Below are 11,297 nucleotides of genomic sequence, written 5' to 3' on the forward strand. Positions count from 1 at the left end.
TTTCTCCACACTTACTAAAAGGTAGGTACTAGTATAAACGAAACCTCAGACCCATAATAAGTCCTCAAACAATTTTTTTGGAGTCAGACATGGGTAAGCTGGACGGTAAAGTAGCGGTGATCACAGGCGCCAACAGCGGCATCGGGCTGGCGACGGCCAAGCGCTTCGCGCAGGAAGGCGCGCTGGTATTCATGACCGGCCGGCGCCAGCAAGCGCTTGACGCGGCAGTGGCCGAGGTCGGCGAACGGGCACGCGGCATCCAGGGCGACATCGCCAACCTGGCCGACCTCGACCGCCTGTTCGAGGCCGTCAGGCGCGAGGTCGGCAGCATCGACGTGCTGTTTGCCAATGCGGGGGGCGGTGAATTTGCGGCGCTGGCCGACGTTACCGAGGACCATTTCGACAGCACTTTCGCGACGAATGTCAAAGGCACGCTGTTTACGGTGCAGAAGGCCTTGCCACTGCTAAAGGACGGCGCATCGGTGATCTTGACCGGCTCGACCAGCGCGACGACCGGCATTCCGGCATTCAGTGTCTATAGCGCCAGCAAGGCAGCGATCCGCAATTTCGCACGCGGCTGGATCCTCGACCTGGCGCCGCGCAAGATCCGCGTCAACGTGCTGGTGCCCGGCTCGACATCGACACCCGGATGGCACGACTTGGCGCCGAATGATGCAATCAACCAGGAGATGATCAGGATGGTGGAAGCGGCCACGCCGCTGGGACGACTGGGCGACCCGGCCGAAGTGGCCAGCGCGGCCCTGTTCCTGGCGTCCGATGAAAGCAGCTTCGTCAATGGAAGCGAGCTGTTCGTCGATGGCGGCGCAGCGCAAATTTAGTCCACGCCATACCGAGGGCCGGCGGCTGCCGCTACCCTCTCCAAGCTGGCGGTACCGGCAGGCCGGCACGGGGAAGTGCCGGCGCATTCGCCGCGCGGCGCGCCCAAGGCGCCGCGACGGCCAGCTTATTCCCTGCGCGCGCCGGCCGAGCTGCCCTTGCCTGCCTGGCTGCCACTCTGGACCGGGATGTTGCCTTGCATTTCGCTCTGGCTCGCGCTGCCCTGGGCGCTGCCGGCGCCGCCGCTCTGCATGCTGGCGCCGCCGCGCATCTGCTCGCCGTCACCACGCATCTGGCCATCGCCGGTGCGGAACGGGTCGGTGAACTTACGCATGGTTTCCTGCTGGTTGCGCATGCTGCGGTCGGTTTCTTCCGATGCCACGCGGGCGACTTCGTCAGCCAGTGCGCGCGCGGTGCGGGTGGTTTCCTGCACGTGCTGCTCGGTGACACGCGCCAGTTCGACCTGGGCGTCGGCGGCCACGCGGGAAATATGCTGTTGGTAGGCACGCAGCTTTTCGGTAGCAGGCTGGGCGCGCGATGCGGTCGCGCTGATCATGTCGGTCTGGCGATCGGCGGTCAGCATCGAATTGGTGGCCAGGGTGCTTTCTTCCAGCATGGTCTGGGTCAGCTGGATGTTCAGGTCGCACAGTTGCTGGAACGAACGGAACAGCGATTTGGACATGTCGTTCATGAACGCTGCCTGCGCTTCGAAATGGCTACGGACTGCTGGCGTGACGGATTGGGAAAATGGAAACATTAGAGTCGCCTCATTAGTTAGTGTGAACATGACAGCGAAGGGGAACACACGCAACCGGAAATGGTGCGCCGTGTGCCGCCCCGCGACGGGAAGTGAGAAGACTGCATTGCCTGTCGATCGGGGTCGACCGCGGCAGATCGTCTTCAGCACGAACTGCAAGGCTAGGCCTCTGCGCCCATCGCGACTTGACAAAGATCAAACGTCTCCGGGCGCGGACGAAAACGGATCAGGCCGTACAGTCGTGCAATTTTTTCCCGTTATCCGATGTTGACACGGCCGCTAGGGTATTGAATGGCGGCGCTGCGCCGCGTTGCGAGGAGGAAGGCAATCGTCAGCGGCCCGACCCGGCCAATCAGCATCATCAGGATCACCAGGCCCTGCCCGGCCGCGCTGAGATTCGGGGTGAGCCCCCGTGACAGGCCGGAGGTGGCGAACGCGGACACGCCTTCGAAAGCGATGTCGAGGAAGTCGCCGCGCTCGGTGATCGACAGCAGGAAGACGCCGATCAGCACGCCAAACACCGAAATGGTCGAGATCGCCAGTGCGCGCAGGATCACGGTCGAATCGAGGCTGCGCCCGAAGACCACCGGCTGGTGGTCGGCGCGCAGGAAGGAGCGGGTCGCCAGCACCAGCACGATGAAGGTGCCCAGCTTGATGCCGCCGGCGGTCGAGCCGCTGCCGCCGCCAATGAACATCAGTACCATGGTCAGCAAGGAGGTCGCGGGCTGCATCCCGGCCACATCGAGCGTGTTGAAGCCGGCGCTGCGCGGCGCCGCGCCATGGAACCATGCCACCCACAGCTTGTCACCCAGGCTGGACAACTGGCCAAGGGTGGCCGGGTTGCCGTATTCGAGGGCCAGCACCGCCAGCATGGCGACCAGATTGAGCACCAGGGTGCCGACCAGCATGACCTTGGTGTGCAGAGCGTATTCGCGGAAACGGCGCTTGCGGATCACGTCGGCAATCACCACGAAGCCCAGCCCGCCGCTAATGAACAACGACGAGATGACGATATTGACCAGCGGATGGCCCGAGTAGGCAACCAGGCTGTCGGCGCGCAGCGCGAAGCCGGCATTGTTAAACGCCGATACGGCATGGAACAGGCTGTGGTACAGGCCCTGCCGCCATCCCAGTTCCGGCACCCACTGAATCGCCAGCAAGAATGTGCCGGCCAGTTCCATGACCGCGGTAAACCCGAACATCATGCGCAGCAGGTGGCGCATGTCTTCCTGTCCGGGCTGGTTAAGCGCTTCGCTGATCTGGGCGCGGTGGCCGAGCGACATGCGGTCGCGCATCAGGTAGATCACGAACATGCCAAAGGTCATCAGGCCAAGGCCGCCGGCCTGCATCAGCACCAGCAGCACGGACTGGCCGAACAAGGTGAAATGGCTACCTGTGTCGACCACCACCAGCCCGGTCACCGTGGCGGCGGACACCGCGGTGAACGCGGCCTGGGCCCAGCTGGTGCCATGGTGGCTGGCCATCGGCAGCTTAAGCAGCAGCATGCCGACCAGCGCCAGCCCGAGGAAGGACAGGATCAGCGCGTGCGGCGGGGTCAGCCGGCGCACGCGCTTTTCGACCAACCCGGCGAGGGTGGCGGCGGGTGCCTGCCTCATAGGTACTTCGAGACCCTGCGCAGCCTTGACAGAGTGCCGAGCAGCACGATCTGGTCACCGAGTTCGAAGTGGTGTGACGGCGGCGGCGGCGCCATCACCATGCCGCGGCTGCGGATGACCAGGCACTGGATGTCGTTTTCCACGAGGTGCAAGGCCTCGATGGTCTTGCCATGCAAACACTCCGAGGCCCGCACTTCGGAGATGAACTGGTCGTCGCCGAGGTTGATGTAGTCGAGCACGTGCGGGTACGTCAGGGTGCGCGCGACCCGCAGCCCCATTTCGTGTTCCGGGTTGACGATATGGTCGGCGCCGAGTTTCTCGAGGATCTTGTAGTGGTTGGCGTTCAGGGCCTTGGCCCATACCTGGGTTGCGCCCATGTTCTTGACCACCAGCGTGGCCAGGATATTGGCTTCGATGTCCTCGCCGATGGCGACCACGACCACATCCGACTCGTGCACGCCCAGTTCGCGCAGCACGCGCTCGTCGCGGGCGTCGGCGATCACGGTGCGGTCGAGATGGTCGGCCAGCGCGCTGACGCGCGACGGATTGGTGTCGATGCCCAGCACTTCGATCCCGAGGCGGGTCAGTTCAAGCGAGACAGTCGAACCGAACGCTCCGAGTCCGATGACGGTGGCATTACCTTTCATGCAGTTTCCTTGTCAAACGCACAGCTGTGCGCGGCAGAAGGATAGCATGCTCAGTCGACCTGGTAGCGCGGCAGCGCCGTGCCGCAGTCCGAGCAGTATTTCGCCTCGGGCTCGTGGCCTTCGCTCAGGCAGGCCGGGCAGGTGCGGGTGGTGGGCAGCCGGCGCCCCATGCGCAGCGAGGCCATCTCGGCGGTCACGATGCCGGTGGGCACCGCGAGGATGCCCCAGCCGAGCAGCATCATGAACGACGCGATCATCTTTCCCAGCGTGGTATGCGGCACCACGTCGCCATAGCCGACGGTGGTCATCGTCACGATGGCCCAGTACATCGCCATCGGAATGCTGGTGTAGCCGTTCTCGGGGCCCTCGACGACATACATCACGGTGCCGAAAATCAGCACCGCCATCAGCACGGCCGACAGGAATACCAGGATCTTGCGCCCGCTGGCGCGCAGCGCCCGCGCCAGCATCGTGTATTCGGCCACGTAATGGGTCAGCTTGAGGATGCGGAAGATCCGCAGCAGGCGCAGGATGCGGATGTCGAGGAATACCGCCGCTTCCGGCACCAGCAGGGCGAAATAGGTGGGCAGCACCGACAGCAGGTCGATGATGCCGAAGAAACTTGTCGCATAGCGCCACGGATGGCGCACGCAAGCCAGGCGGGCGATGTATTCGGCCGAGAACAGCAGGGTGAAGCCCCACTCCAGCATGGTCATGGTGGAGCCGTGGCGCTGCCTGATCGAGGGCACGCTGTCGGCCACCACCACGCCGATGCTCACCAGGATCAGCAGCACCAGCGCGAGGTCGAAGCGCCGCCCGGCTTTGGTGTCGGCCTCGAAGATGATGGTGTACAGGCGGCGCCGTACCCCGGTATCGGGCTTGCCGAATTCGACAAGGGGATCGAATCCCTCCGGAATCGCTGTCGGTTTGTCGTTCATGGCAGGGGTGCGGCCGCCTCCCAGGCGGGCCCCTTCAGTTCCAGCGTATTGCCCTCGGGGTCGTCAAGGTAGATCGACGCGCCCTCGCCCTCGGCGCCATAGCGCGACTCGGCCGGGCCGCACGCTACGCCGCAGGCGGCCAGGTGGGCGCGGATGGCCGCCTCGTCGAACGGCTCGACCCGGAAGCAGATATGGTCGACGTTGCGCCCTTCCCTGCCCGGCGCCGCGCCGCCGCGGCGCCCGAGGTGGCCGTCGACCGCCACCAGGTCGACCAGCGCGCTGCCGGCGCGCAGCTGGACCAGGCCAACCTCGTCCCGGCGGCGCTCGACTGTGCAGCCGAGCGCCTCGCAGTAAAAGCGCACCATCGCGTCAAGGTCGGCGACGCGCAGGACGACATGGTCGATGTGGCGGAGCTGAATCATTTCGGACTCAATCGGCGTGGCGTTCCACCCAGGTAGCGAAGGCATCGACGAACTTCTGCAGGAAGGCGCGGGTCGAATCGTTGTTCAGCTGGTCGCCGTCGAACTGTCCGCCGATGTTGCCGAGGTAAGCTTCCGGCTGCTGCATCGCAGGCATGTTGAGGAACACCAGCGACTGGCGCAGGTGGTGGTTGGCGCCAAAGCCCGCCAGCGCGCCCGGCGACACGCTGACCACCGCGCACGGCTTGCCGTTCCATGCGCTCTGGCCGTACGGGCGCGAACCGACATCGATCGCGTTCTTCAGCACGCCAGGCACCGAGCGGTTGTATTCGGGCGTACAGAACAGCACGCCGTCGAATTGCTTGATCTTGTCGCGGAACTCGACGTAGGTGGCAGGCGGATTGTCGTCATCGTCCTGGTTGTACATTGGCAGGTGGCCGATCTCGACGATCTCCATCTCCAGGGTGGACGGGGCCAGCAGCATCAGGGTTTTAGCCACCTTGCGGTTGAACGATTCCTTGCGCATGCTGCCGATGATAACGGCGATCTTTCTGGTTGCCATGACGTTCCTTATCGATGTCTGTAAAGAACGTTAATAGTAACCATTTTTGCATTATCGTGGAGCCAGACTAGATGCGTCCGCGCCGGAAATGGGCCAAAAATGCCTGCGCCTGCGCTTTGGTCAGCACCACCACCGGGTCGCCGTGGTACACGAACAGGAACGGCCTGCCGCCGAGCCGGTCGGTCAGTTTGGCATTGACCAGGAAGCGGGTGCCGGCCGGGTACCGGGCCGGGTCGCGCATGCTGCGCGCGCACTGCACCCGCATGCTAGGCGCAAACGCCTGGCCGGCCATCGGCTGGACCGACAGGCCGCCGTGCGGGCCGGGCACGGATTCAAGGGCCACTTCGCGGTAGGCGTACAGGTCGCGTGCCACCGGCTTAGGCCTTGGCGGCGGCGGGCGCGCGCACCACCTTCGCTTCGCGGATCGGCAGGTTGACCAGCGCCGCGCCGATCGCCAGCACGATGTCGATGTACCACATCCAGGTGTAGTCGCCATAGGTGACGAACGACAGGCCGCCCAGCCAGGCCCCGAAGAAGCCGCCGATCTGGTGCGACAGCAGGGTCAGGCCGAACAAGGTGGACAGGTAGCGCATGCCGAACAGCTTGCCCACCAGGCCGGCCGTCGGCGGCACCGTGGCCAGCCACGTGAAGCCCAGCGCGGCGGCCAGCACATAGAACGTCATCGCAGTCTTCGGCGACAGCAGGTAGATGCCGATGATGACGGCGCGCGCGGCGTAGATCCACACCAGCAGCGATTTCATGCGGTAGCGCGTGCTGAGCGCGCCGACCGTCAGGCTGCCGGCGATGTTAAACAGGCCGATCAGCGCCAGCGCGGCCGCCGACACGCCGGCGGCCAGGTTGCACAGCGCGACTTCGCCCGGCAGGTGGGTGACCAGGAAGGCGATATGGAAGCCGCAGGTGAAGAAGCCAAGGTGCAGGCACAGGTAGCTGCGGTCGCGCATGGCGATCCTGACCTGGGCGCCAAGGCCGATGCCGGGTGCGGCAGGCGGCGGCGCCGGTATGGCCTCGCTGGCGTCAGCGGCAGCCGCCGGCGCCGGCGCGGCCTTGCGGGTGCGCAGCGGCCAGGCCAGCGGTATCGTCAGCAAGGATGCGGCGGCCATGGTGAACATCGCCGCGATCCAGCCGGTGCTGGCGATAATGGCCTGCATCAGCGGCGCAAACACGAACTGGCCGAACGAGCCGCCGGCATTGATGAAGCCTGCCGCGAACGGCCGCCTGTGGACTGGCAGGCGCTGCGCGGTGGCGCCGATCAGGATCGAGAAGCTGCCTGCCCCCGCGCCGGCGGCGCTCAACAAGCCCATGGTGAGGATCAGGCCCCATTCGGACGACACGAACGGCGTGGCCGCCAGGCCCGCGGCCAGCATCACGCCGCCCATCACGATGACCCGGCCGGAACCGTATTTGTCGGCCACCGCGCCGAACACCGGCTGCGCCGCGCCCCACATGAACTGGCCGATCGCCAGCGCGAAGCTGACGCTGGCGATGCCAAGCCCGGTCGCGGTATTGATCGGCGACAGGAACAGCCCCGAGGTCAGGCGCGCGCCCATCGTGATCATCAGGATCGCCGAGGCCGTGAGGATTAGCGCCCAGGCGGCGCGCGGGGTCATTTCGGGTTGTGTGGACATGGCCGGTGCGTGTTCTTGTTGTGTATCGGTTCCCGCCCGCGCGGGAGGTCTGCTCCGCCAATGGGGGGCACGACGCAGGTGCGTCGTGCCCCCCATGCTACGCGGTCGTCGACCGGATCAACATCGCGACCGCTTCGGCCGCCATGCCCTCCTCGCGGCCAAGGTAGCCCATCTTCTCGTTGGTCTTGGCCTTGATATTGACCTGCTGCGGCGACACACCGATGTCTTCGGCGATGCGCGACACCATCTGCGGGATATGCGGCGCCATCTTTGGCGCCTGCGCGATGATGGTCGCGTCGATGTTACCGATCGTGTAGCCGGTGGCGACGACGCGGTGCGCCACTTCGCGCAGCAAGGTGCGCGAATCGGCGCCGGCGAACATCGGGTCGGTGTCGGGGAAATGCTTGCCGATGTCGCCCAGCGCGGCCGCGCCAAGCAGCGCGTCGATCACCGCGTGCAGCAGCACGTCGGCGTCGGAGTGGCCCATCAGGCCGGTCTTGTGCGGGATCGTGACGCCGCCGACGATCAGCTTGCGGCCCTCGACAAGGGCGTGGCAGTCGTAGCCGGTGCCGATGCGGAACGGCGGGGTCGGATTGTAGGATGCTAGTGCCATGGTTGGTTCATTCCAAGTGTGAGGTCGTCATGACGCCGCCAGGTACATCTCGGCGATCCGGATATCGGCCGGCAGCGTCACTTTCAGATTGCGGGGGTGGCCTTCGACCAGCCTGGGCGACAGGCCCATGGCCTCGATGGCGCTGGCGTCGTCGGTCACGAGCGCCGGGTCAACCGCCGCTGCGAGCGCCTCGCCCAGCAGCTTGTAGCGGAACATCTGCGGCGTCTGCGCCAGCCACAGGCCGTCGCGCGCAACGGTTTCGACCGGGCCGCTGGTGCTGCGCTTGACGGTATCGACCACCGGCAGCGCCAGCAGGCCGCCGACCGGGTCGCTGCCGACCGCGGTAATCAGTTTTTCGATCAGCGCCGCGTCCAGCCCCGGGCGCGCGGCGTCGTGCACCAGCACCCAGTCGTCGCCCTGGACCATGCCGGCAAGCGCCGCCAGGCCGTTCCTGATCGATTCCATGCGGGTGGCGCCGCCGCAGCGCAGCACCGTCACCGCGCCCGGCGGCAGGACGGCGTCGATGTGGCCGTCGTCGCGGCTGACCACGACAAAGGTGTGCGCGATCAGCTCGCTCGACAGGAAGGCGTCGATGGTGTGGCGCAGCATCGGCTTTCCGCCGATCGCGATATATTGCTTGGGCGTAGCTGCGGCCATCCGCGCACCGACCCCGGCGGCCGGGATCAGGGCGAAATAGCGCGGGGCTTGCAGGATCATGGGAGTCATCTAGTGGTTTGGGCAGTCCGATAAAGACTGTACCTCACCTGCACAAAATTTGCAGGCGGATCGCGCTTTCTCAGGCGGCCGGCAGCCACACGCCGCTTTGGATCTTCTCGAGCCAGAACGCGCCGATGATGGTCTTGACGTCGGTGATCTCGCCTGCCTTCACCATGCCGAGCATCTCCGGCACGGTCGAGGTGAAGATCTCCAGGAACTCGCCCTCGTCGAGCTTCGCCTCGCCCGCGGCGAGGCCGCGCGCCAGGTAGATGTCGAGGTGCTCGTCGGAGTATGCGATGGCGTTGTGAATGGTGCAGACGAAGTGCCACTCGGTCGCGGTGTAGCCGGTTTCTTCGGCCAGTTCGCGCTTGGCGCAGGCCAGCGTGTCTTCGCCCGGATCGATTTTACCGGCTGGGAATTCGATGAACTCGCGTCCCAGCGGATAGCGGAACTGGCGTTCCAGCAGCACCCTGCCGTCGTCGAACAGCGGCAGGATCACGACCGCGCCGGGATGCTTGATGTATTCGCGGTCGGTGATTTTCCCGTCCGGGAGCGCGATCCGGTCCTTCGCCACCTTCAGGAAGCGGCCGTCATAGGCCATCTCGCCGTCGATACGGGTTTCCTTCAGCTTTGAATCCATGCGCGGCTCCATCCAAATGTCGTTCCCGCGCAGGCGGGAACCTATACCAGCATATTCCAAGGCGCCATGGGTTCCCGCCTGCGCGGGAACGACGGAACTAGTGGCGGTGCTTGCGCAGGTAGCGCCAGACGAAACCCGGGAACGACAAGGTCACGAACAAAGGCACCGTGATCATGTAGAACTCCTTGACCTGGGTGAAGACGCTACCGATGCGCGATTCGAGCAGGAACGCGATGGCGCCGACCACAAAGTACAGGACAAGCAGCTCGAACACCCGCACGAACGCGTGTTTCGGCTGCTTCAGGGGAATCAGGCCGAACACCTTCTCGGTCAGGAACGGCAGGTTGGCGGACGCCAGAGCGACGGCGATCACCAACCAGCTTGCAAGGGATACATCCATCAATTACGTCGAAAGCGTGGTGATCATCGCGTTGGTGCAGACGGTCAGCAGCGGACCTGCGAACACGCCCAGCGCCACGACGGCGATACCGTTGACCGACATCACCACGCGCATGTCCATCGGCGCGCTGATGACCGAGACGTCAGCCGGCTCGTCGAACCACATCACCTTGACCACGCGCAGGTAGTAGAACGCGCCGATCAGCGAGAACAGTACCGCCAGCACGGCCAGCCAGATCGCGCCGGTCGACAGCACCGATTCGAGCACCGTCAGCTTGGCCATGAAGCCCATCGCAGGCGGCACGCCGGCCAGCGAGAACATCATCAGCATCATCACGGTGGCGAACCACGGGCTGCGCTTGCCGAGGCCCTTGAAGTCGCTGATTTCTTCGGCTTCGAACCCGGAACGCGCCAGCATCATGATCAGGCCGAAGGTGCCGACCGTGGTCAGGACGTAGGTGATCGAATAGTACATCGCCGAGCTGTAAGCCGATGCCGCGTTGGCGGCGTCGCCGCCGACCACGCCCGACATCAGGCCAAGCAGCACGAAGCCCATTTGCGCGATGGTCGAATAGGCCAGCATGCGCTTGATGTTGGTCTGGGCGATCGCGGTCAGGTTGCCGATTGCCAGCGACATCACGGCCAGCACCATCAGCATCTGCTGCCAGTCGAACGCCATCGAGCCCAGGCCTTCGGACAGCAGGCGCACGGCGATGGCGAAGGTGGCCAGCTTCGGCGCCCCGCCAAGCAGCAGGGTCACCGCGGTTGGCGCGCCCTGGTAGACGTCAGGCACCCACATGTGGAACGGTACCGCGCCAAGCTTGAAGGCCAGGCCGGCGACGATGAACACCAGGCCGAACACCAGGATGGTGCGGCTGGCCGCGCCCGATTCGGCAGCGCGGGCGATCTCGCCGAGATCGAGCGAGCCGGTGGCGCCGTACACCATCGACAGGCCGTACAGCAGGAAGCCGGATGCCAGTGCGCCGAGGATGAAGTACTTCATCGCCGCTTCGGTCGATACCGCGTGGTCGCGGCGCAGCGCGACCAGTGCGTACAGCGACAGCGACATCAGTTCGAGGCCGAGGTAGATCGACAGCGCGCTGTTCCCCGAGATCATGATCATCTGTCCCAGCATCGAGAACAGCGCCAGCACGTAGAACTCGCCGCCGAGGTTATCGGACATCATGTTGCGTTCGGTCGCGTAGCTGCGCGAGTACACCAGCGTCATCGCCACCGTCAGGTAGGTAAACAGCTTGAGCAGGCTCGACATCGGGTCCGACACGTACATGTTCGAGAACGTGTACACGGTCGCGCCGCTGTTGAAGTCGGCAAACGAGAAGATCGCGCAGCCGCCCAGCGTGAGCAAGGTCAGGTAGTACGTGATATTGCGCTTGGCCGCGGGCAGGAACATGTCGATCAACAGGATCGCCGATGCCGCCACCACCAGGAAGATCTCGGCGTAGACCGGGGCCAGGTTAGGATTGGTGTATTCGTTCATAGTCATTT

At 65.0% G+C, this 11,297-nt stretch carries 14 protein-coding genes; 1 reads left to right on the forward strand and 13 read right to left on the reverse strand.

The window, feature by feature from the left end:
• Window positions 1-89: 89 nt before the first annotated feature.
• Complete coding sequence (locus I4X03_RS13400; RefSeq protein ID WP_223468739.1) at window positions 90-839, forward strand: SDR family NAD(P)-dependent oxidoreductase; 750 nt, start codon at window positions 90-92, stop codon at window positions 837-839.
• A gap of 125 nt (window positions 840-964) precedes the next feature.
• On the opposite strand, the gene I4X03_RS13405 is transcribed toward I4X03_RS13400, so the two are convergent.
• The 13 genes from I4X03_RS13405 to nuoN form a co-directional block, all read right to left on the reverse strand.
• A complete protein-coding gene (locus I4X03_RS13405; RefSeq protein WP_223468740.1) occupies window positions 965-1,594 on the reverse strand; it encodes a phasin family protein in 630 nt (209 codons plus the stop codon).
• Between the two features lie 257 nt (window positions 1,595-1,851).
• A complete protein-coding gene (locus I4X03_RS13410; protein ID WP_223468741.1) occupies window positions 1,852-3,210 on the reverse strand; it encodes a TrkH family potassium uptake protein in 1,359 nt (452 codons plus the stop codon).
• Window positions 3,207-3,857, reverse strand: coding sequence for a potassium channel family protein (locus tag I4X03_RS13415; RefSeq protein WP_223468742.1), 651 nt, complete (start codon window positions 3,855-3,857; stop codon window positions 3,207-3,209). The genes I4X03_RS13410 and I4X03_RS13415 overlap by 4 nt, the downstream gene beginning before the upstream one ends.
• A gap of 50 nt (window positions 3,858-3,907) precedes the next feature.
• Window positions 3,908-4,795 (reverse strand): ion transporter, encoded by an 888-nt coding sequence (locus I4X03_RS13420; RefSeq protein ID WP_223468743.1) that lies wholly within the window; start codon window positions 4,793-4,795, stop codon window positions 3,908-3,910.
• Window positions 4,792-5,217, reverse strand: coding sequence for a VOC family protein (locus I4X03_RS13425; protein WP_223468744.1), 426 nt, complete (start codon window positions 5,215-5,217; stop codon window positions 4,792-4,794). Before I4X03_RS13425 ends, I4X03_RS13420 begins: the two co-directional genes overlap by 4 nt.
• A 7-nt stretch (window positions 5,218-5,224) precedes the next feature.
• Window positions 5,225-5,776 carry an NADPH-dependent FMN reductase gene (locus I4X03_RS13430; RefSeq protein WP_223468745.1) on the reverse strand — a complete coding sequence of 184 codons (552 nt, stop codon included), beginning with the start codon at window positions 5,774-5,776 and terminating at the stop codon, window positions 5,225-5,227.
• Window positions 5,777-5,843: 67 nt separating this feature from the next.
• Window positions 5,844-6,149, reverse strand: coding sequence for a hypothetical protein (locus tag I4X03_RS13435; RefSeq protein WP_223468746.1), 306 nt, complete (start codon window positions 6,147-6,149; stop codon window positions 5,844-5,846).
• Between the two features lie 4 nt (window positions 6,150-6,153).
• The gene (locus I4X03_RS13440) at window positions 6,154-7,422 is read right to left on the reverse strand and encodes an MFS transporter (protein WP_223468747.1); all 1,269 of its coding nucleotides are present in this window, start codon (window positions 7,420-7,422) and stop codon (window positions 6,154-6,156) included.
• A gap of 97 nt (window positions 7,423-7,519) precedes the next feature.
• On the reverse strand, window positions 7,520-8,035 hold the full coding sequence (ispF, locus tag I4X03_RS13445; RefSeq protein WP_223468748.1) for a 2-C-methyl-D-erythritol 2,4-cyclodiphosphate synthase: 516 nt from the start codon (window positions 8,033-8,035) through the stop codon (window positions 7,520-7,522).
• A gap of 27 nt (window positions 8,036-8,062) precedes the next feature.
• Window positions 8,063-8,752 (reverse strand): 2-C-methyl-D-erythritol 4-phosphate cytidylyltransferase, encoded by a 690-nt coding sequence (gene ispD / locus I4X03_RS13450; RefSeq protein WP_370660519.1) that lies wholly within the window; start codon window positions 8,750-8,752, stop codon window positions 8,063-8,065.
• Between the two features lie 79 nt (window positions 8,753-8,831).
• The gene (locus I4X03_RS13455) at window positions 8,832-9,392 is read right to left on the reverse strand and encodes an NUDIX domain-containing protein (protein WP_223468750.1); all 561 of its coding nucleotides are present in this window, start codon (window positions 9,390-9,392) and stop codon (window positions 8,832-8,834) included.
• A gap of 97 nt (window positions 9,393-9,489) precedes the next feature.
• Window positions 9,490-9,792 (reverse strand): DUF2818 family protein, encoded by a 303-nt coding sequence (locus I4X03_RS13460; RefSeq protein WP_223468751.1) that lies wholly within the window; start codon window positions 9,790-9,792, stop codon window positions 9,490-9,492.
• Window positions 9,793-9,795: 3 nt separating this feature from the next.
• On the reverse strand, window positions 9,796-11,289 hold the full coding sequence (gene nuoN / locus I4X03_RS13465; RefSeq protein ID WP_223468752.1) for an NADH-quinone oxidoreductase subunit NuoN: 1,494 nt from the start codon (window positions 11,287-11,289) through the stop codon (window positions 9,796-9,798).
• Window positions 11,290-11,297 lie beyond the last annotated feature (8 nt).

It is taken from the genome of Massilia soli (assembly GCF_016809835.1).
Lineage (GTDB): Bacteria > Pseudomonadota > Gammaproteobacteria > Burkholderiales > Burkholderiaceae_D > Telluria_A > Telluria_A soli.

Coding starts and splice junctions, on each gene's coding strand:
- I4X03_RS13440 (WP_223468747.1), bottom strand. CDS start 7,422: ATGTCCACACAACCCGAAATGACCCCGCGCGCCGCCTGGGCGCTAATC.
- I4X03_RS13425 (WP_223468744.1), bottom strand. CDS start 5,217: ATGATTCAGCTCCGCCACATCGACCATGTCGTCCTGCGCGTCGCCGAC.
- I4X03_RS13405 (WP_223468740.1), bottom strand. CDS start 1,594: ATGTTTCCATTTTCCCAATCCGTCACGCCAGCAGTCCGTAGCCATTTC.
- I4X03_RS13455 (WP_223468750.1), bottom strand. CDS start 9,392: ATGGATTCAAAGCTGAAGGAAACCCGTATCGACGGCGAGATGGCCTAT.
- I4X03_RS13410 (WP_223468741.1), bottom strand. CDS start 3,210: ATGAGGCAGGCACCCGCCGCCACCCTCGCCGGGTTGGTCGAAAAGCGC.
- ispF (WP_223468748.1), bottom strand. CDS start 8,035: ATGGCACTAGCATCCTACAATCCGACCCCGCCGTTCCGCATCGGCACC.
- I4X03_RS13430 (WP_223468745.1), bottom strand. CDS start 5,776: ATGGCAACCAGAAAGATCGCCGTTATCATCGGCAGCATGCGCAAGGAA.
- I4X03_RS13420 (WP_223468743.1), bottom strand. CDS start 4,795: ATGAACGACAAACCGACAGCGATTCCGGAGGGATTCGATCCCCTTGTC.
- nuoN (WP_223468752.1), bottom strand. CDS start 11,289: ATGAACGAATACACCAATCCTAACCTGGCCCCGGTCTACGCCGAGATC.
- I4X03_RS13400 (WP_223468739.1), top strand. CDS start 90: ATGGGTAAGCTGGACGGTAAAGTAGCGGTGATCACAGGCGCCAACAGC.
- I4X03_RS13415 (WP_223468742.1), bottom strand. CDS start 3,857: ATGAAAGGTAATGCCACCGTCATCGGACTCGGAGCGTTCGGTTCGACT.
- I4X03_RS13460 (WP_223468751.1), bottom strand. CDS start 9,792: ATGGATGTATCCCTTGCAAGCTGGTTGGTGATCGCCGTCGCTCTGGCG.
- ispD (WP_370660519.1), bottom strand. CDS start 8,752: ATGATCCTGCAAGCCCCGCGCTATTTCGCCCTGATCCCGGCCGCCGGG.